This window comes from Plantactinospora sp. WMMB782, assembly GCF_049179135.1.
Lineage (GTDB): Bacteria > Actinomycetota > Actinomycetes > Mycobacteriales > Micromonosporaceae > Plantactinospora.
Genome location: NZ_JBMHMC010000007.1, coordinates 1,933,187 through 1,951,664 on the forward strand (window position 1 = coordinate 1,933,187; position 18,478 = coordinate 1,951,664).

The 18,478-nt window shown below is 70.8% G+C and carries 18 protein-coding genes and 3 pseudogenes; 5 read left to right on the top strand and 16 right to left on the bottom strand.

The annotated features are described in order from the left end of the window. Nucleotides 1-19: 19 nt before the first annotated feature. Entirely contained in the window at nt 20-637 is a 618-nt protein-coding gene (locus ACN28A_RS10870; protein WP_421394668.1) for an HAD family hydrolase, read from the bottom strand. Between the two features lie 156 nt (nt 638-793). Between ACN28A_RS10870 and ACN28A_RS10875 the strand changes: the two genes are divergently transcribed. Next, the gene (locus ACN28A_RS10875) at nt 794-3,256 is read left to right on the top strand and encodes a helicase-associated domain-containing protein (protein ID WP_421394671.1); all 2,463 of its coding nucleotides are present in this window, start codon (nt 794-796) and stop codon (nt 3,254-3,256) included. Nucleotides 3,257-3,265: 9 nt separating this feature from the next. Here the strand turns inward: ACN28A_RS10875 and ACN28A_RS10880 are convergent, their stop codons facing one another. Both ACN28A_RS10880 and ACN28A_RS10885 read right to left on the bottom strand, forming a co-directional pair. Further along, nucleotides 3,266-3,520, bottom strand: a complete 255-nt coding sequence (locus tag ACN28A_RS10880; RefSeq protein WP_421394674.1) for a hypothetical protein — start codon at nt 3,518-3,520, stop codon at nt 3,266-3,268. 92 nt (nt 3,521-3,612) lie between these two features. Beyond that, nucleotides 3,613-4,491: a L,D-transpeptidase family protein gene (locus ACN28A_RS10885; RefSeq protein ID WP_421394677.1), complete on the bottom strand. Its 879-nt coding sequence runs from the start codon at nt 4,489-4,491 to the stop codon at nt 3,613-3,615. Nucleotides 4,492-4,640: 149 nt separating this feature from the next. Between ACN28A_RS10885 and ACN28A_RS10890 the strand changes: the two genes are divergently transcribed. Beyond that, nucleotides 4,641-6,320 carry a DNA repair helicase XPB gene (locus tag ACN28A_RS10890; RefSeq protein ID WP_421394680.1) on the top strand — a complete coding sequence of 560 codons (1,680 nt, stop codon included), beginning with the start codon at nt 4,641-4,643 and terminating at the stop codon, nt 6,318-6,320. A 6-nt stretch (nt 6,321-6,326) separates the two neighbouring features. Here the strand turns inward: ACN28A_RS10890 and ACN28A_RS10895 are convergent. Then, nucleotides 6,327-6,458, bottom strand: a pseudogene (locus ACN28A_RS10895) (DUF397 domain-containing protein); the annotation flags it as partial. Between the two features lie 43 nt (nt 6,459-6,501). Continuing rightward, the gene (locus ACN28A_RS10900; RefSeq protein ID WP_421394681.1) at nt 6,502-7,116 is read right to left on the bottom strand and encodes a TetR/AcrR family transcriptional regulator; all 615 of its coding nucleotides are present in this window, start codon (nt 7,114-7,116) and stop codon (nt 6,502-6,504) included. Nucleotides 7,117-7,407: 291 nt separating this feature from the next. On the opposite strand from ACN28A_RS10900, the gene ACN28A_RS10905 reads away from it, so the two are divergent. Continuing rightward, nucleotides 7,408-8,637, top strand: a complete 1,230-nt coding sequence (locus ACN28A_RS10905) for a serine hydrolase domain-containing protein (RefSeq protein ID WP_421394684.1) — start codon at nt 7,408-7,410, stop codon at nt 8,635-8,637. 112 nt (nt 8,638-8,749) lie between these two features. Further along, nucleotides 8,750-9,157 carry a hypothetical protein gene (locus tag ACN28A_RS10910; RefSeq protein ID WP_421394686.1) on the top strand — a complete coding sequence of 136 codons (408 nt, stop codon included), beginning with the start codon at nt 8,750-8,752 and terminating at the stop codon, nt 9,155-9,157. 247 nt (nt 9,158-9,404) lie between these two features. Here the strand turns inward: ACN28A_RS10910 and ACN28A_RS10915 are convergent. The 11 genes and pseudogenes from ACN28A_RS10915 to ligD (ACN28A_RS10965) all read right to left on the bottom strand — a co-directional run. Next, a pseudogene (locus ACN28A_RS10915) lies at nt 9,405-9,821 on the bottom strand (Uma2 family endonuclease); the annotation flags it as partial. Nucleotides 9,822-9,944: 123 nt separating this feature from the next. Beyond that, nucleotides 9,945-10,358 carry a hypothetical protein gene (locus ACN28A_RS10920; RefSeq protein ID WP_421394688.1) on the bottom strand — a complete coding sequence of 138 codons (414 nt, stop codon included), beginning with the start codon at nt 10,356-10,358 and terminating at the stop codon, nt 9,945-9,947. Between the two features lie 46 nt (nt 10,359-10,404). Beyond that, entirely contained in the window at nt 10,405-10,536 is a 132-nt protein-coding gene (locus ACN28A_RS10925) for a hypothetical protein (RefSeq protein ID WP_421394689.1), read from the bottom strand. 64 nt (nt 10,537-10,600) lie between these two features. Beyond that, nucleotides 10,601-11,527, bottom strand: a complete 927-nt coding sequence (locus ACN28A_RS10930) for a carbohydrate kinase family protein (protein ID WP_421394691.1) — start codon at nt 11,525-11,527, stop codon at nt 10,601-10,603. A 299-nt stretch (nt 11,528-11,826) separates the two neighbouring features. Next, nucleotides 11,827-12,132, bottom strand: coding sequence for a DUF6355 family natural product biosynthesis protein (locus ACN28A_RS10935; RefSeq protein ID WP_421394693.1), 306 nt, complete (start codon nt 12,130-12,132; stop codon nt 11,827-11,829). A gap of 217 nt (nt 12,133-12,349) precedes the next feature. Beyond that, entirely contained in the window at nt 12,350-12,730 is a 381-nt protein-coding gene (locus ACN28A_RS10940; protein WP_421394694.1) for a hypothetical protein, read from the bottom strand. 13 nt (nt 12,731-12,743) lie between these two features. Continuing rightward, nucleotides 12,744-13,499 carry a WXG100 family type VII secretion target gene (locus tag ACN28A_RS10945; RefSeq protein WP_421394697.1) on the bottom strand — a complete coding sequence of 252 codons (756 nt, stop codon included), beginning with the start codon at nt 13,497-13,499 and terminating at the stop codon, nt 12,744-12,746. 64 nt (nt 13,500-13,563) lie between these two features. Next, complete coding sequence (locus tag ACN28A_RS10950; RefSeq protein ID WP_421394700.1) at nt 13,564-13,866, bottom strand: type VII secretion target; 303 nt, start codon at nt 13,864-13,866, stop codon at nt 13,564-13,566. An 87-nt stretch (nt 13,867-13,953) separates the two neighbouring features. After that, nucleotides 13,954-15,092 (bottom strand): annotated as a pseudogene (locus ACN28A_RS10955) (IS110 family transposase). A gap of 234 nt (nt 15,093-15,326) precedes the next feature. Further along, on the bottom strand, nt 15,327-16,253 hold the full coding sequence (gene ligD, locus ACN28A_RS10960) for a non-homologous end-joining DNA ligase (RefSeq protein ID WP_421394701.1): 927 nt from the start codon (nt 16,251-16,253) through the stop codon (nt 15,327-15,329). Further along, nucleotides 16,243-17,223: a non-homologous end-joining DNA ligase gene (ligD, locus tag ACN28A_RS10965; RefSeq protein ID WP_421394703.1), complete on the bottom strand. Its 981-nt coding sequence runs from the start codon at nt 17,221-17,223 to the stop codon at nt 16,243-16,245. Before ligD (ACN28A_RS10965) ends, ligD (ACN28A_RS10960) begins: the two co-directional genes overlap by 11 nt. A gap of 166 nt (nt 17,224-17,389) precedes the next feature. Between ligD (ACN28A_RS10965) and ACN28A_RS10970 the strand changes: the two genes are divergently transcribed. Beyond that, nucleotides 17,390-18,439 (top strand): Ku protein, encoded by a 1,050-nt coding sequence (locus ACN28A_RS10970; protein ID WP_421394705.1) that lies wholly within the window; start codon nt 17,390-17,392, stop codon nt 18,437-18,439. Nucleotides 18,440-18,478: the final 39 nt, after the last annotated feature.

Sequence of the window (18,478 nt, forward strand, 5' to 3'; positions counted from 1 at the left end):
CCTGATGAGATTGCTGTCCTCACAAGGCTAGCCGCACCAACCGCCGGAGCGCCTGTGGGAATCCGGTAAGGTCCGCGACCACCAGGTCGGCGCCGGCCGCCCGCAGCTCGTCGGCGCCGTGCGAGCCGGTGGTCACACCGAGTGCGGGGATGCCGGCGGTCTGCGCGGCCAGCATGTCCGCGACGTGGTCACCGACGTAGAGTTCCGCGCCGTGCTCGGTCAGCGCCGTCGCCTTCTCGGCCGCGAAGAGATCGCCGACCAGCTCGTCCACCCGGATGCCGAGGTGTTCCAGGTGCAGCCTGGCCAGTGGGCCGTGTTTGGCGGTGACCACCATCGACCGCAGGCCGGCCGCGCGCAGCTCGGCGATCGCCTCGACCGCCCCGGGCAGCGGCCGGGACCTCGTGATCGCGTACTCCGGGTAGAGCGACCGGTAGAGCCGGACGGCCTCGTCCAGCTTGTCGGCCGGAAACCAGTTCCGCAGCTCGGTGGCGAGCGGCGGGCCGAGCCGACTCACCACGAGGTCGGTGTCGACGTGGACCCCGGTCGCGGCGGTGAGCGCCCGGAAGGCGGCGGCGATGCCGGGCCTGGTGTCGATCAGGGTCATGTCGAGGTCGAACCCGACCGCTGGGGCAGTCACGCCGCCATGATCGCATGCTGGGCGGCCACCGCCCGCGGTCCGCCCGGCGACGAGGCACACGACTCCGCTCGGCGACAAGGCGCGCAACTCCGCTCGGCGACAAGGCGCGCGACCGACAGGCGCGACCGGCGCCCGGCCGGATAGCGTGGAAAGACGATGACCACACTCGCCGATCATTTGCGGGCGCTGCCCGACGAGGCGCTGGCCGCCCTGTTCCGGCTGCGTCCGGATCTCGTCGTGCCGGTACCGACCGATCTGTCCGCCCTGGCGGTCCGCGCCCAGTCCCGGGTGTCGGTGGCCCGCGCCCTGGACGGGCTCGACGAGTTCACCCTGCGGATCCTGGACGCCGCCCGGCTCAGCCGTGACGCAGATCATGGCGGAACGTCGACCGAGAACATCCTCACCCTGGCCGTCGGGACCGGTCGCCGGGCGGACAGTACCCCGGTCCGGTCGGCCGTCGACCGGCTCCGGGCACTCTTCCTGCTCTACGGGTCGGAGGAGTCGTTGCTGGTGGTGCCGGGCGTGGACGAGGTCTGCTCGCCGTACCCGGCGGGGCTCGGCCGGCCGGCCGCGGAGCTGGACCCGGCGACGGCCGTCCTGGTCGCCGACCCGGCCCGGTTGCGCCGGAGGCTGCTGGCCGCGCCGCCGCCGGCCCGGGCGATCCTGGACCGGCTCGCCGCCGGCCCGCCGATCGGTACGCTGCCGGCCGCCGCCCCGCCCGGCACCGGCGCCGCCGCCCCCGTCTCCTGGCTTGTCGACAACCACCTGCTGGTGCCGGTCACCGAGCCGGGCAGTCCGGCCGGGGCGCCGACCGCCGTCGAACTTCCCCGGGAGATCGGCCTGCTGCTGCGCCGCGACTCCGGCCCGCTCGGCCCGCTCCGGCCCACCCCGCCGGCCGTCGCGGGCGCGGCCCGGGAGCCGAAGGCCGCCGACTCGGCCGGAGCAGGACAGGCGATGGAGGCGGTACGGCACACCGAGGCGCTGCTCGAACAACTCGCCGCCGACCCCGCCCCGGTACTCCGCTCCGGCGGCCTCGGGGTACGCGACCTGCGCCGGCTGGCCCGGTCGACCGGGCTGGACGAGTCGACCGCCGCCCTGCTGCTGGAGGTGGCGTACGCGGCCGGCCTGCTCGGTGAACTGGACCTGCCCGGCAGCGTCACCAGCCGCAACGGGGCCGACCAGCAGATGCTGCCGGCCGCCGGTTACGAGGGCTGGCGGGACGGCTCGCTGGCGCACCGCTGGGAGCACCTGGCCCGGGCCTGGCTCGGGATGACCCGCCAGGTGGGCCTGGTCGGCCAGCGCGACGAGCGGGACCGGCCGGTGTCGGTGCTCTCGGCCGAGGCGGAGCGGGCCGGCGCGCCCGCGGTACGCCGGGCCGTCCTAGAGACGCTCGGCGACCTCGAACCGGGCACCGCGCCGAGCGTCGACGAGGTGGTCGACCTGCTCGCCTGGCGTTCACCCCGGCGCAGCCTGGGCCGGGAGGCCGGGCAGCGGGAGGTACTCGCCGAGGCGGCCCTGCTCGGGGTGACCGGGCTCGGCGCGCTCACCACCTACGGCCGGCTGCTGCTGGCCCAGTGGACCGCCGGGGACGTCCGGCTCGGCGAGTCCGGCGACGATCCGCTCGGCGTCCGGCCGGACGCGGCCGGTGCGGCCGGCGGCGGCTCCGCCGCGGTCCGGGCGCTGGACGCGCTGCTGCCGGCGCCGGTCGACCACTTCCTGGTGCAGGCCGACCTGACAGTCGTGGTGCCCGGCCCGCCGGAGCCGACGGTCGCCGCCGAGCTGGCCACCGTGGCCGAGCCCGAGTCGGCCGGCGGGGCGAGCGTGCACCGGGTGACCGGGGCGAGTGTGCGCCGGGCGCTGGACGCCGGCTACGCGGCCGACGACCTGCACGCGCTCTTCAAGCGCCGGTCCCGGACCCCGGTCCCGCAGGGCCTCACCTATCTGATCGACGACGTGGCCCGCAAGCACGGCGGGCTCCGGGTCGGCTCGGCCGGGGCGTACCTGCGCAGTGACGACGAGGCGCTGCTGACCGAGGTACTCGCCGACCGGCGGCTCGCCCCGATGTCGCTGCGCCGGCTCGCACCGACCGTACTCACCACCCCGCACCTGGTGGGGCGGCTGCTCGCGGCGCTGCGCGAGGCCGGGTACGCGCCGGTCTCCGAGGACGCCACCGGGGCGACGGTGCTGACCCGGCCGAAGGTACGCCGGGCACCCGCCCGGGGCTCGGTGGCCAACCGTGGCAGCGACCCGATGGCCAAGCCGAGGCTCTCCACTCCCCGGCTGCTCGGCATCGTGGAACAGGTCCGCCGGGGTGACGCCGCGGCGAGGGCGGCCCGCCGGGCGCCGAGTACGGTCCGGGGTGCCGGCCGGCCGGGTGCCGCCGGCCCGGGGCTGCCGCCCGCGCACGCGCACACCCAGGCGCTCGCCGTGCTCCAGCAGGCGGTCCGGGACAAGGCGCTGGTCTGGGTCGGCTACGTCGACGCGCACGGTGCCACCGCGTCCCGGCTGGTCCGGCCGGTGTCGATCGGCGCCGGCTATCTGCGGGCCGAGGACGAGCGCACCGAGATGCTGCACACCTTCGCCCTGCACCGGATCACGGCGGCGGTCCTCGACGGGTGAGGCCCCGGCTCAGTCCCTCCGGTGCTGGCGGACCGAGCCGACGACCGAGACGATGAGCAGCAGGGTGAAGGCGGCGCCGAGCCCCTCGCCGAGCGAGTTGACGAAGCCCTGCTGCTGCACCAGCCAGCCGAAGAGCACCCAGCTGGCCAGCAGCACCGCCACGGCGGCGTACGCCAGCACGGTGGCCCGGGAGACGGGTGCCGGTGCGGGGCCAGGAGCGGGCGGGGAGCCTGTCTCGGACCTCACCTCGCCGTCGACCGACATCTGCGAACCTCCCGCCGCGCCGCGTCTGCGTCCGAGAATCAAGACTCGCACCTGACCGGCCGATATGACAGGGTCACCGCCCGAATGTCACGTCAGGTCCCCGGACGCCGCCCCAGCACGTGCACCCGGGTGCCGACCTTGCCGAGCTGCCACATCCGCCGGGCGTCGGCCGGCAGCAGGTTGACGCAGCCGTGTGAGCCGATCCCCTTGTTGTGCAGGTAGGTGGTGGTCTCGTGGAAGCCGATCCCGCCGACGAAGCGCTGCCAGTACGGCAACCACACCTCGTACGGGTCCGACCACTCCCTGGTGTTCCGGAAGTTGACCTTGTAGGTGCCGGCCGGCGTGGCGTACCCGGACATGCCGGTGCGGGTGACGGTGGGCGCCATCACCACCGTGTCGCCGCGCATCGCCCAGACGGTCTGCAGGGTCAGGTCGACGCAGAAGGTCCTACCGCTGCCGGTTCTGCACTTCCCGGTGTCGGTGCGGGCCAGCCGGCGGGCGACGTCGGCGGTGGTCGGCCCGGCCCGGCCCTCGACGGGGCGGATGTCGTAGCGGCGCTGGAACTTCTTGATGGCGGCGCAGTCGGCGGCGGACTGCCGGCCGTCGACGGTGACCCGGCCGAACCCGCCGAGCCGGGCGAGGTAGCCCTCCACCTCGCGCTGCCGCTCCCCCTGCGGGCAGCCGGCCGGCGCCTTCGGCGAACTGCTCCGGGCCGGCTTCTTCGGCTTCGTCGTCGGCGTGCCGGGTGCCCGCTTGCGCGGGGTGGTGCGCGGACTCGGGGTGGTCGACGCTCCCCGGTCCGGCGCGGGCGGCGCGCTCGCCCCCGTTGCGTCCTCCGCCACCTCGACCGGCGGGAGCCCTCCAGCTGCTCCCGACTGGTCCGACTGCGGATCAAACGCGCACGCACCGGCGCCGAACAGGACGACCGCCGCTAGAGTGATCAGACCGGTGCCATGACGCGCCAGTACCATCTGCCCTCCCCAGAAGCCATCGACAGCTAGACGCACGGGAGTACCGCTCTGGTTGCACCAGGTGAAGAATTTTTCCGGGTTGATCCGCGTCGTGCAAGACTTGAGGGTCGGCGCGTGCGACGCCCGACCCGGGACGGAAGGGCGGAAGCGTGAGCGGCGGACCACTCATCGTGCAGTCGGACAAGACCCTGCTGCTGGAGGTCGACCACCCGGATGCGCTCGCCTGCCGGATGGCGATCGCGCCCTTCGCAGAGCTGGAACGCTCACCGGAACACGTGCACACCTACCGGCTGACCCCGCTGGGCCTGTGGAACGCACGGGCGGCCGGGCACGACGCCGAGGGCGTGGTCGACGCGCTGCTGCGGTTCTCCCGCTATCCGGTGCCGCACGCGCTGCTCGTCGACGTCGCCGAGACCATGGACCGGTACGGCCGGCTGCAACTCGTCGCACATCCGACCCACGGTCTGGTGCTGCGCGCGGTGGACCGGATGGTGCTGATCGAGGTCGCCAAGAGCAAGAAGCTGGCCGGGATGCTCGGCGCGAAGGTCGACGAGGACACGATGGTCGTGCACCCGTCCGAGCGGGGCCGGCTCAAGCAGGCGCTGCTCAAGCTCGGCTGGCCTGCCGAGGACCTGGCCGGCTACGTGGACGGCGAGGCGCACCCGATCGAGCTGGCCACCGCCGGTGCCGACGGGAAGCCGGCCTGGGAGCTGCGGTCCTACCAGCGGGAGGCGGTGCAGACCTTCTGGGCCGGCGGATCGGGCGTGGTGGTGCTGCCCTGCGGGGCCGGCAAGACCCTGGTCGGGGCCGCCGCGATGGCCGAGGCGAAGGCGACCACGCTGATCCTGGTCACCAACACCGTGGCCGGTCGGCAGTGGAAGCGGGAGCTGATCGCCCGCACCTCGCTGACCGAGGAGGAGATCGGGGAGTACTCCGGCGAGCGCAAGGAGATCCGCCCGGTCACCATCGCGACCTACCAGGTGCTGACCGCGCGGCGCGGCGGCGCCTTCACCCACCTGGACCTGTTCGGCGCCCGGGACTGGGGCCTGGTGATCTACGACGAGGTGCACCTGCTGCCGGCGCCGATCTTCCGGTTCACCGCCGACCTCCAGGCCCGCCGCCGGCTCGGCCTGACCGCCACGCTGGTCCGGGAGGACGGCCGGGAGGGCGACGTCTTCTCGCTGATCGGCCCGAAGCGGTACGACGCGCCGTGGAAGGACATCGAGGCGCAGGGCTGGATCGCCCCGGCCGACTGCACCGAGGTACGTGTCACGCTCACCGAGGCCGAGCGGATGGCGTACGCGGTCGCGGAGCCGGAGGAGCGCTACCGGGTGGCGGCGACCGCCCGGACCAAGCTGCCGGTGGTGAAGGCGCTCGTCGCCCGGCACGCCGACGACCAGGTGCTGGTGATCGGCGGCTACATCGACCAGCTGCACGAGCTGGGCGAGACGCTGGACGCGCCGATCGTGCAGGGCTCCACCACCAACAGGGAGCGGGAACGGCTCTTCGACGCGTTCCGGGCCGGCGAGATCTCCACCCTTGTCATCTCCAAGGTCGGCAACTTCTCCATCGACCTGCCGGAGGCGGCGGTGGCGATCCAGGTCTCCGGCACCTTCGGCTCCCGGCAGGAGGAGGCGCAGCGGCTCGGCCGGGTGCTCCGGCCCAAGGCCGACCGCCGGCAGGCGCACTTCTACACGGTCGTCTCCCGGGACACCATCGACACGGAATACGCGGCACACCGGCAGCGCTTCCTCGCCGAGCAGGGCTACGCGTACACCATCGTGGACGCCGACGACGTACTCGGGCCACCACTGCCCAGCGTGGACTGAGCAGCGTCAGGCGGCCTCGCGGGTCAGCCGGACGAAGGCCCGCCAGGCGGCCGGTTCGAAGGTGGGCGTTGGCCCCTGCCGGTCCTTGCTGTCCCGGACCAGCACCCGACCGGGAGGGTTGTCGGCGAGCTCCACGCAGGTCCGGTGCCGGTGCTGCGGATGTAGGTCCGCCGGCGTGCGGTCAGCGCGTCGAATACGTTCCGGCCTTCGCTGCGGCGACGGCGGCCGCCGCGGCCTGCTCGGCGACGGTTTCGTCGATCGGTTCATGGGTGACGAGCATCCGGTAGTAGAAGGGTGCGCCGAGAGTTCGGATCACCTCGACCGGATCGGTGTCGGTGGGTAGATCCCCGCGCTTGATGGCGTGTCGCACGGGCTCGGCTGCCAGGTCGTTGCGGGCCTGGAAGAAATCGTGCAGCGCCTGCGCGGCTCGCGGGTCGTGTACGCCCGCGGCGATCAGGCCGAGCATTATCGGACGCCAGGCCGGGTGGGTGTAGAAGCGGTAGATGCCCAACGCCAGACCGTGCAGGTCCAGCTCTATCGAACCGGTGTCCGGCAGGGGCACCTCGGCCATGGACAGGTCGTGGAGGAGTTCGGCGAGCAGGCCAACCGGGTCGCGCCATCGACGGTACACGGTGCTCTTGGCGACTCCGGCGATCTCCGCGACGCGTTCCATGCTCAGGGCGGGGTACCCGTGGGCCTCCAGTTCGGCGCGGGTGGCGGCCAAGACGGCGGCGCGGACACGTTCGGTGCGCCCGCGGGGTCGCACTGTTCCAGGGGCCGGGCGGTCGTCGGACAAGAGCGGCTCCTCTCTCGGGTGATCGGCGTCCTGCCCAGCCAGCTTAACGCAACTGTGTTCTCTTTTACCCACCCCATCGAGGCGTTAAGAAAACGGCGGTTGCGTTAGCGGCACTGCGGTGCTACCTTGAACGCGCTTAACGCTACGGCGGTGTCGTTAGCATCGCCGTGCAGGTACATCACGGCAGGCCGCTGCCGCAGGACCGACGTCGCGGCCCAGCTCAACCGGGGCCATCAGCGCCACGCGGGCCGGGTCTGGCGGATCGGAACACTGGACGCAGGGAGATACACGATGGACACAGGCAACAGGGGCTTCTCCGAGTCGGGGCTGCGCAGACTGCGCGACGTGCTGGCACGGCACGTCGAGTCCAGGAGGATTCCCGGGCTCGTCGCCCTGGTCAGCCGGGGCGGTCAGACGCACGTCGAGGCGCTCGGGACGATGCGCCACGATGGTGGCCCAGCGATGGGCCGGGACACGATCTTCCGGTTGGCGTCCACGTCCAAGCCGGTCACGATGGCGGCGACGATGGTGCTCCTCGACGAGTGCAGGCTGCGGCTGGACGATCTGGTCGAGCAGTGGCTGCCGGAACTGGCCGACCGGCAGGTGCTGACCCGCATCGACGCCCCGCTGGACGACACCGTGCCGGCGCGACGCCCGATCACCGTACGGGACCTGCTGACCTCTACGTTCGGGCTCGGCATGGACATGACGGCGCTGGGCACTCCCATCATGGGCGCGGTCTTCGAGCAGGCGATATTCCCCCAGAAGATGACGGAATACCCTGAGCCCGACGAGTGGATGCGCCGCCTTGGCCAGCTCCCGCTGATGCACCAGCCCGGAGAACGGTGGCAGTACCACATCAGCCACGACGTACTCGGCGTCCTCGTCGCCAGGATCACGGGTCAGTCGTTCGAGACGTTCCTCCGCGAGCGCATCCTCGATCCACTGGACATGAAGGACACCGGCTTCCACGTGCCCGCACGTGACATCGACCGGCTGCCGCCCAGCTACGCTCCCGACGCGCAGACCGGGAAGTTCATCCTGTGGGACGAGGCCGCCGGCGGGCAGTACAGCCAGCCTCTGACATTCCAGTCAGGCGGCAGCGGGCTGGTCACCACCGTCGACGACTACCACACGTACTTCCGGATGCTGCTGAACGGCGGAACGCACGGCACCGAACGGATCCTCTCCCGCCCCGCCGTCACGCTGATGACCACCAACCGCCTCACACCCGAGCAGCAGGCCGCCCGAGACGCCATGGCCAGAAACAACGTCCATGTGTCGTTCGGCCAGGGGCAGCACGGCGGCTGGGGCATCGGCATGGCGGTACGCACCTACCGCGGCGACTACGCGCCCGTCGGCCAGTTCGGCTGGGACGGTGGAACCGGCACCTCGGCCTACGCCGACCCGGAGAACCAACTCACAGGCATCCTGCTCACCCAGGTCGGAATGTCCGTCCCGGATCCCGCACGGGCTATCCACGACTTCTGGACCACGGTCTACCAGGCAATCGGCGACTGACGAGCCAGCTCCCGGTAGGCCCACCCTCGACCCACGACGCCCAACCGTTGACCCACGACGGGGCGAATCGTCGATGCACCACCCGTCCGCTCAGCCAAAGGAGCACCCAACCATGTCCGTCACCCTGACCGACCAGGACAAGCGCACTTTGCGCACCGCCGCGTACGGCGCCGTCACGCTGCTGGCCGCCGCTGACGCCGCCGGCTCACCCCACAAGGTCGCCACCAACGGCTCCATCGCCCTGGCCTCTGCCACCGGCCCGGTCGGGCATGTACTCGCCACGTCTCCGAAGGGCAAGGACCTGGACGGCAAGTCCGTCGCCGCTATCGCCGAGCATGTGCTGCCGGCCCTGACAGCAGCCATCAGCCTGCTCAGGCAACAGGACCCAGCGGAGGCCGACAACTTCCGCAGCACCGTCATCGTCGCCATCGAAGCAGCCACCCGAGCCCGCGAAGGCGGGGCCAGCCCAACCATGGCGGAGATGAACCGCAAGATCACCGAAGCCCTCGACGCCGCTTGACAGGAGGTCCCGGGGTCCTGGCAGGGCCCCGGGACGCGACGACAGGCGAGTCACTGCCATCTGGTGATCGGCGGCTACATCGACCAGCTGCACGAGCTGGAGACGCTGGACGCGCCGATCGTGCAGGGTTCCACCACCAACAGGTCACGACGCCGGTGAAGATTTCGCCATCGCGGTAGCGTCCGGTCGCCGGGTCGAGAACGTACGTGTAGACGAGAGGCGCCCCAGTCACGGCCTGCTCGACACGCCAATAGAACTGAATGCCAGCCCTCGCGTACTGATCAGCCTTGACGATCCGGTCGGTCGTCTCCGAGCCGGGAGAGACCACCTCGACCACAAGAAGCACGTGCTCGGGTCGGGTCGGAGAGACGTCGATGGTGTCCGCCCGGTAGACCGTCACGTCAGGACGACGGTTGTTCAGTGGCACGTCCTGGAGCCGGACATCGAAGTCGGTGTCGGCGTTCCAATCCGGCCCCGCGGCAGCGTCCAAGGCGTTCGCCAGAAGCCTGACCAAGCGGTTGTGCCGCTTGGAGGCGCTCGGACCCACGAGGACCATCCCATCCACGATCTCGATACCCGCACACTGCTCTTCTGTCCACGTCGCGTACTGCTCGGCCGTGACCTGCTCATGCATCCAGGCCGGCGCGACCATCTCGACAGTCATACACACCTCCTGAATCGCGGCCGGCTGCCAACCTCAAGATACCGTGACTCCGACGACAAGCAGACCTCTCGACGGCCATCTCAACCAGGACAATCCGGACTATATGCAGTCGGCTGCCGCATTTCAGGGCAAGAGCAGTCGTTCAAGACGCTCGACAGCGCGCAGTGCCTCGCCCCGGTGCTTGGCCTGTTTCAGCCAGCCGGGCAGTCGGGACACCACCGAGGCGTTCGCCGTGCCGTGCCGTTCTCGAAGCCCGGCCCGCAGGAACTCCTTGAGGTAAGCGAGGTGACGCGTGTTGAAGGCCCACAACGTGTGACCGGCGCAAGCGGTCTGCAGCCACAACGGCAGACCGAAGCAGTTGTCCACCAAAGCTGCGGGCACCATGACCGGACGCAACTCGTAGCTCGCGTTGGTCGTGGCACCGCATCCGTCGCAGTGCAGGGTGACGAATCGATGCTTCGGTGCCGTTTTCACCTGGCGATCCACGTACATCCGGCGCCCGCAGTGACTGCACCGCTGCCGCATGCTGATGACCACCGGACCAGCCCAGCTGTCGGGGAGGTGACGTCGGCAGTGGCCACATTCACAGCCGGCGGGCCTGTGTTGTCGGCGCGAGAACCCACAGGTCACGCAGGTAACTGCCGCCGGCCGCCAGGTTCGCCCGGCGCCGTCCCATTCCCGCGAGACCCTCGCCGCCGCGCCGCACTGCGGGCATCGAACGACGAACTCACCGGCAAACCGGGCCAGCCGCCGCCCATCGTCAACGAAGCACCCCTTCATCACCGGTCGAGTGTAGGCAGCATGGGGGGCGGCGGGGGTTCCGCAATCGGTGCATCGTCGCCGATGCTGTCGGTCGGGACGAGGTCCCGGGAGCGCACGCAGGATGCTGCGACCTGGGTGGCCCGTTCGAGGCAGTGGCGAAGTGATCCGCCGTCCAGGTGAGCGGCGAGGAACCCGGCGAAGAACGCGTCGCCGGCGCCGTTGGTGTCCACCAGGTCGGGGACGCGTTGTGCGGGCATAGCGATCATGTCGCCGTCCGAGTTCAGCGCGATGGCACCGTCGGCACCCTGGGTGCAGACGACGAGCTGCTTGCCTTTGGCTATCTGATCGCGCAGAAATCTCCGGGGGTCGGAGAGTCGTTCGCCACTGACGAAGACGACGTCGGCGGCATCGCGGAACTCGGCGTGGAACGGGTCCCGGCCGTCGTAGTCGTGCAGGTCGCACCAGATCGTCTTGCCGTTCGCGCGGGCCAGGGCGAGGAACCGTCGGCTGTGGTTCGCGAGGTCCACGACGACGACGTCCGCGGCAGCCAAGACGGCGTCCTGCCGATCCCGCAGGGTGCCGGCGCCTGGACCAGGGGAAGTCGCGACCGGTAGCGTCAGATAGATCGACAGTCGGTGGCCGGCGCTGTCCATGAGGTTGACGTGACGTTCGGAGCCGTTGCCGGAAAGATCGCCGATCACGTCGATGCCGGCGGCCCGTAACTGCCGCAGGATGCGTCGGCCCGGGTCGTCGTCGCCCAACAACGTGCAAAGGGCGACGTCCACGCCCAACCGCCGCAGGTTCAGGGCCTTGCCGGCTGATGTTCCGCCGAGAGTGTCGTGATGCCACTGTGCGAACACCGTGTGCGGTTCCGGGCGGGGCAACACCTCCGTATGGATCAGCAGATTCCATGACACCGGACCGGCGATGAAGACTGTGGGCACGATCCGAGTGTGCCTCGTCAGGGCCGGATAGGTGCCGCCGCCTCGCAGCTGCTGCACGGCCTGCTGAACGACCGCACCCCGATAACCGCTGGAGGCCCGTACGAGGTGCGGGGCACGGCGGCGCAGACTGTCGGGGACCTCCAAGCGTTCCTTCCGGCCGAGCGGTTGCCGGCCTGGGTGAACCACTGCACTGACTGCTGAGGGACTACGTACACGACCGCCCCGGCCCAGATACCGGCGTGGGTGCCCGTTGCTCCGGGCGATCCACACCGGTATCTGCCGGACACTCCGGAGAGGTTTCAGCAGGTGCGTCCGATGTATACGGCGTACCGGATGACCCACGTCGAAAGGTGGCCCAGGTGGGTTTCCCCTGGCCCCACACAAGGGTAGTAGTCCGTGCCCCAGAAATCCGTCGCCCGGAGAATCACGTAAGTGTTGCCGCAGTGATTGTAAGTCTCACCCCCGAGCCAACCACAGGCCTGCGCAGCTACGCTGTTTCCGGTCACCGGTGCCGCAACCGCGGACCCGCTCGCCGCCAGCGGCGCCATCACCGCGATGGCGATGACCACAAACGAGTGCATGAGTACGCGCTTGAATTTCGCCATTCCTCGAACCTCTCTCTTCACAACTGATCTGAAATGAAGGTATCGAACACCGACTTCATTTCTGCTTCAGCTCGACTTCACATCGGACGCCCTGACCCGAACACCGCCGTGTTCTGGCGGCACGGACCGCCGGTCGGCGAATCGGCAGACGCCGTAGACCATTTCGTCGGCGTGCACCGTCAGCTCACACGGAACCGCCCAGCGTGGGCTTACCGGCTCAGTACCCGTCGGGGTGGTCGCGCAGCCAGCGTTCCCGGTCCCGGCGTTCCCGGTCCAGCCGCTCGCGCAGCGCGGCGAACTCCCGCTCGCCCTGTGCGGCCAGCTCGGCCCGTTCCTCCTCGGGGATCTCCGCCCAGCGCTCGATGAACTGGTCCACCCGCGCGTCGACCGCCGCGGCGAAGACCGGCGAGCCGGCCGCCTCGCGCAGCCCGCGCCGGCCGGCGAGTACGTCGGCGACGAGCCGGCGGAACTCCGGGTCGTCGGTACGCTCGCCGAGCACCTTCAGCGAGTCGCGCAGGTGCCGGGAGAGCGCCGGGTCGCCCCCGGCGACGTCCAGCATCGGCTCCTCCGGCTCGTCCTGCTCGTTCGGTCGGGTCATCTGGTCCTCCGGCTCATTCCCGGTGGTGGGAGACGGGTGGTTCCTTCGGCGGCCGAACCGCCGGATGGTCGTACTCCCGGGACGGCAGGTACGGCAGCTTCGCGTTCTCCACCTCGCCGAGCAGTCCGGCGACCACCCCGGTGTACGCCTGGGCGATGTTCCACAGGTGGTTCTGCACGCTGAGGATCTGCTGCCACTTCGCCGCCGCCTGACCGGCGGTGAAGGCGATGCTGGCACCACCGAGGAACGGCCCGATGACGGTCACTGCCGAGGCGGCGGTCGCGGCCATCTCGATCCCGATCGCGATCAGCAGGTCGGTCAGCCCCTCCAGCAGCCCCTTCAGGGCGCCGGCCGTCTCGTAGATGCTGAACGCGGTCGTCTCCAGCTGGTGGCCCAGCGAGACGAGGGCGCTGATCTGCCCCCGGAGCACCTGCGAGACTTCGCTGAAGTACTCGTCGGCGGCGTCGGCGGCGTTCCCCTCCCAGCCGTAACCCACGGTCGCGACCGCGGAGTTGACGGTGCTGGCGCAGGCGTCGTTGAAGCCGGCCAGGTTCTGCACCGCCTGGCCGGCGGTCTGTAGCGCCTGCCAGTCGCCGGTCAGTTCCTCGGCGAGCCACTGCCACGGGTTGGTGCCGCAGACGAACTCGGCGGCCCGACCCAGCCAGTACGACGGGCTGATGTACTGCGGCAGCCCGAGTACGTTCTCCAGGCTGTCCGGGATCGGGTCCTGCGCCTTCGGCTCGACGAGGTCGTCGATGGGTGCGGCCATGCCGGTCGTGCTCCTCCTCGCCCGCTTCGATAGGTCCGGGTCGAACTCGGTAGGTCCGTCGAACTCAGTACGTCCGGTCGAACTTCTCGGCCGAGGCGACGTCCGTGTTCTGGTAGTAGTCGGCGGCCCGGTCGACCTCTTCGGCGGACAGGGTGAAGACGTTCGCGAGCTGGGCGTAGGAGAGCGTCAGCGTCCCCCTGACCCGGCTGACGGCGTCGAAGACCGTCTGGTAGAGCGGCCCCTTGGCGCCGCTGATCTCCAGCCACCGGTCGGTGTAGCGCTGCGCGGCCTCGGCGTCGTCGACCAGCCCGGCGATCTCGGCGCCGAACTCGCGGATGACGGCCGGCTCCGCCTTGAAGTACGGCACCCTTTCCCCCCGGGTAGACCCGTCTGGACACGGTCGTCGGACACGACGACGAACCAGAGGGTGCCAGCGGGCGGCTTCAAACCGGCTTCACCCGAAACCGAAACCCGAAACCCGAAACCCGACTCCGATTCCGGTACGGGATGCTCCTATGGATGTCAAGCGGCGAGTTCGAGATCGTTTGCGGTGATGACCTGGTAGAGCTCGCGGGCGACGTATCGCTTGAGGCAACGAATGATTTCTTTCTTTGACATGCCTTCCTTGGTACGTCGTTGCATGTACTCGCGGGTGCGCGGATCCCAGCGCAGGCGGCAGAGCACCACGCGGTAGAGGGCGGCGTTGGCCTGCCGGTCACCGCCGCGGTTGAGTCGGTGCCGGGTGGTCCTGCCGGAGCTGGCGGGGATCGGGGCGACGCCGCAGAGCATGGCGAACGCCGCCTCGGAGACGATCCGGTCGTGGTTCTCGCCGGTGCTGACCAGCAACTGGCCGGCGACCTCGGCGCCGACGCCGTTGGCGGCCAGCAGGCCGGGGTTGATCGCAGCGACCAGCGGTTCGAGTAGCTCGTCGAGGTCGGTGATCTCGACGGACAGCTGCTGGTGACGGCGGGCCAGGGACCGCAGCGCGATCTCGGCAGCGGTGGCCGGGGTGGCGGCATCGGCCCGCTCGGGCCGCAGGTTCGCGCAGGTGACGATCAGCTGCTTGACGCTCAGGCCGCGTAGCCGGGCGCGGAGTTCGTCGGGAGCGGTGACGATCAGGGTCTTCATCTGGCGCTGGGTGTCAGCACGCTGGTCGACGGCGCTGCGGCGGGCCACCCGCAGGTTGCGTAGGGCCTCGACACGGCCGTCGCGTTGTTTGGGGGTGCCGGTGCGTTCCCCGGCCAGGGCTGCCCTGGCGGCCTGGATCGCGTCGATCGGATCGGACTTGCCCTGGAACCGGCGGGTCTTGCGGTCCGGCCGGTCGACCTCGATCGCCTTGACGTGCTCGTCGCGTAGCAGGCGGGCCAGTCCCGCGCCGTAGGCGCCGGTGCCCTCGACCCCGACCCGGCCCAGCCGGCCGTGCCCGCGCATCCAGACCAGCAGGTCGGCGTAGCCGGCCACGGTGGCGGGGAACTGCCGGGTGCCCAGCACCCGCCCGATCTGGTCGATCATCGCCGCGGTGTGGGTGTCCTGGTGGCTGTCGACCCCACCGAAGACCTCGATCACGGCGTCATCAGGTGTAATGGAAGGCATCGTCGTCCTGTCGTTCGTGACTGGGGGCAGGGCGGCACGCACCAGCCGGGCAACGCGGACAAGACAGAGATGGGGCCTCTGGCCAGGCTCCTATGAAGTCACAACGCCACGTCCGGTGAGTGCACGAGCACCTCCCGACCGGAGTCGACAAATCCCGTTGAGGACCCGAAGTCAGTCAGAGGGTGGGTCAGACCCCGGCGGGAGGTGCTCATGAACATCATCTCTGTCAGCGGGCTACGGCAGTTCCGGGCCGCCGTCGAAGAGCCCGATCAGCAGGTCGCCGTACTCCTCGATCCGGGCCAGTGCCTCGGCGGCGGGGAACTGGCGGACGGCGCCCGGCTCACCCCCGGCGGCGGCCTCGACCTCGGCCCAGGTCAGCGGGGTGGAGACCGACGGCACCGGCTGGGCCCGCAGCGAGTACGGCGCCACGGTGGTCTTCGCCGCGTTGTTCTGGCTCCAGTCGATGAAGACCTTGCCGGGGCGGAGCCGCTTCGCCATCTGGGCGGTGATCGACTTCGGCGCCTCCCGGGCCAGTTCGTCGGCGACCCGCCGGGCGTACGCCGAGACGGTGTCGGCGGACTGCCGGCCGGAGATCGGGCAGAGCAGTTGCATGCCCTTGCGCCCGGAGGTCTTCGGATGGCTGTCGACGCCGTCGGCGGCCAGCCGGTCCCGGATCAGCAGCGCGACGCCGCAGCACTCGGCGAGCCCGGCCGGTGCGCCCGGGTCCAGGTCCATCACCATCAGGTCGGGGTCGGCGCCGACCCGCCACTGCGGGGTGTGCAGCTCCAGCGCGGCGAGGTTGGCCAGCCAGACCAGGGTCGGCAGGTCGTCACAGACCACGTAGTCGAGCATCTCCCGGCCTTTCGTGGAGCCGGGTGCGGGCAGCCGTTCCAGGCGTACCCAGTCCGGGGTACCGGCCGGGGCGTTCTTCTCGAAGAAGGAGGCACCGTCGACGCCGTTCGGGTAGCGGATCCGGGTCAGCGGCCGGTCCCGCAGGTGCGGCAGCAGCGCCTCGGAGACCCGGGTGTAGTAGTCGATCACCTCGCCCTTGGTGAACCCGGAGGCGGGATAGAGCACCTTGTCCAGGTTGGACAGTTCGAGGGCCCGGCCCTCGACCTCGACCCGGACCCGCTGCTCACGTGCCCGCTGTTCACGTGCCATCGGCGTCCGCCACGTCCGGGACGTCCAGTACGTCCGCCACGGTCTTGTCGGCGCGCAGCCGGCGGATCCGGGGGAACCGCAGTCGCCCGTCCGGGGTGCGCTGGCCGTACTTCACCTCCACCACGATGTTCGGGGTTACCCAGATCGCGCCCCGGGCATCCTCCCGGGGCACCGGCGTCACGAACGGCGAGGCGCCGCTGCGCAGTGGCTCCAGCACCGTCAGCAGTTCCCGCTCGATCGCCGCGCCGATCCCGCCACCGACCCGGCCCCGGTAGACCAGCCCGCCGTCGGGCGCCGGCACCCCGACCAGCAGCCCACCGATCCGGCGTACGCCGGGCCGCCAGCCGCCGACCACGAAGTCGTCGGTGACCTCCAGTTTCACCTTCACCCAGTCCGGCGAGCGCGCCCCGGCCCGGTACACCCCGTCGACCCGTTTCGAGACCACGCCCTCCAGCCCGTGCTCGCCGGCCGCCTGGTAGGTCGCCGGGCCGTCCGGAAAGACCGGCGGCACCGCCCAGCGCGGCCCGCCCAGCCCGAGTTCCTCAAGTGCCGCCCGGCGCCGGGAGTACGGCCAGCCGGTCAGATCCGTCCCGTCCCGGCCCAGCAGGTCGAAGATCATGTACGTCACCGGCAGGCTCGCCGCCAGCCGGGCGGCCCGGCCCGGCTCCCGGACGTGCATCCGCTCGGCGAGCGCGGTGAACGACGGCTGCCCCGACTCGGTCAGCACCACCACCTCGCCGTCCAGCACCGCACCGGCGAGCCCGAGCCCGGTGAGCTGGTCGCGCAGTCCGGCGAGTTCCGGATAGGCGGCGGTGATCTGCACCCCGGAGCGGGCGTAGAGCCGCAGCTCACCGCCGGCGAAGTCGGAGATCGCCCGGACCCCGTCCCACTTGAACTCATGCACCCAGCCGGGGCCTGCGGGCAGCTCCCCGGTGACCGCGAGCATCGGCTTGACCGGGGTGCCGGGCACGGTCCCCACTCTAGGTCCGCACCGAAACACTCGCGCCCGGTTCGATCCGGTGCGATCCTGGATCGAACCGGTCGTCCGCACCGGCGGCAACGCGGAGTACCGGCTGCTCGGGGGCACTTTCACTCGACGGGGTGAATAACCGCCCGGAGAGGGGAAGGTCGACATCATGCGGGCTATCTGGCGCGGGGCGGTCTCGTTCGGGCTGGTCTCGATCGGCGTACGGGTCTACTCGGCGACCGAGGAGAAGGACATCCGGTTCCACCAGGTGCACCGCACCGACGGTGGCCGGATCCGCTACAAGCGGGTCTGCTCGATCGACGGCGAGGAGGTCAGCTACGACGACATCGCCAAGGGGTACGACATCGGCGGCGGCGAGATGGTCATCCTCACCGACTCCGACTTCGCGGAGCTGCCGCTGAGCACCTCGCACGCGATCGACGTACTCGAGTTCGTCCCGGCCGAGCAGGTGGACCCGATCCTCTACAACAAGGCGTACTTCCTGGAGCCGGACGGTGCGGCGGCCAAGCCGTACGTGCTGCTCCGGGACGCGCTCACCGACTCGGAGCGGGTGGCGATCGTCAAGGTGGCGCTGCGGCAGCGGGAGCAGCTCGCCACGCTGCGGGTCCGGGAGGGCGTACTGCTGCTCAACACGATGCTCTGGCCGGACGAGATCCGCCGGCCCGACTTCGGCTTCCTGGACGAGGACATCAAGGTCCGCCCGCCCGAGCTGGCGATGGCGAGTTCGCTCATCGACTCGATGGCCGGCGAGTTCGAGCCGGACGTCTTCACCGACGACTACCGGACCGCCCTCCAGGAGGTGATCGACGCCAAGGTCGAGGGCCGGGAGGTGGTGCAGCCGGAGGAGGTCGAGGAGGCTCCGGCGGCGGCGGTGGACCTGATGGCCGCGCTGCGCGCCTCGGTGGACCGGGCCCGGGCGGCCCGGGGCGAGGAGCCGGCCGGTGCCGGTGCCGGCCAGCCGACCCCGATCTCGTCGGCGAAGTCCGCCAAGGCCGCCGCCGCGAAGAAGGCGGCCGCGAAGAAGACCGCCCCGAAGAAGGCCGCGGCCAAGAAGGCCGCGGAGAAGTCCACCGGGGCGAAGAAGGCGGCCGAGGGCGGCGGAGGCGCCGCCAGGTCGGGCGCCGCGAAGTCGGGTACGGCGAAGAAGGCCGGCACGAAGAAGGCCGCCCCGAAGAAGGCACCGCGCAAGTCGGCCTGAGCCGTCCGGGTATCCGTTCCGGGCGGCCCGGAGCAGCCG

Excerpts from the sequence above, each read along its gene's own strand:
- ACN28A_RS10875 (WP_421394671.1), top strand. The coding sequence starts at position 794 with ATGACCACACTCGCCGATCATTTGCGGGCGCTGCCCGACGAGGCGCTG.
- ACN28A_RS10880 (WP_421394674.1), bottom strand. The coding sequence starts at position 3,520 with ATGTCGGTCGACGGCGAGGTGAGGTCCGAGACAGGCTCCCCGCCCGCT.
- ACN28A_RS10885 (WP_421394677.1), bottom strand. The coding sequence starts at position 4,491 with ATGGTACTGGCGCGTCATGGCACCGGTCTGATCACTCTAGCGGCGGTC.
- ACN28A_RS10905 (WP_421394684.1), top strand. The coding sequence starts at position 7,408 with ATGGACACAGGCAACAGGGGCTTCTCCGAGTCGGGGCTGCGCAGACTG.
- ACN28A_RS10910 (WP_421394686.1), top strand. The coding sequence starts at position 8,750 with ATGTCCGTCACCCTGACCGACCAGGACAAGCGCACTTTGCGCACCGCC.
- ACN28A_RS10925 (WP_421394689.1), bottom strand. The coding sequence starts at position 10,536 with ATGCCCGCAGTGCGGCGCGGCGGCGAGGGTCTCGCGGGAATGGGACGG.
- ACN28A_RS10935 (WP_421394693.1), bottom strand. The coding sequence starts at position 12,132 with ATGGCGAAATTCAAGCGCGTACTCATGCACTCGTTTGTGGTCATCGCC.
- ACN28A_RS10940 (WP_421394694.1), bottom strand. The coding sequence starts at position 12,730 with ATGACCCGACCGAACGAGCAGGACGAGCCGGAGGAGCCGATGCTGGAC.
- ACN28A_RS10945 (WP_421394697.1), bottom strand. The coding sequence starts at position 13,499 with ATGGCCGCACCCATCGACGACCTCGTCGAGCCGAAGGCGCAGGACCCG.
- ligD (WP_421394701.1), bottom strand. The coding sequence starts at position 16,253 with ATGGCACGTGAACAGCGGGCACGTGAGCAGCGGGTCCGGGTCGAGGTC.
- ACN28A_RS10970 (WP_421394705.1), top strand. The coding sequence starts at position 17,390 with ATGCGGGCTATCTGGCGCGGGGCGGTCTCGTTCGGGCTGGTCTCGATC.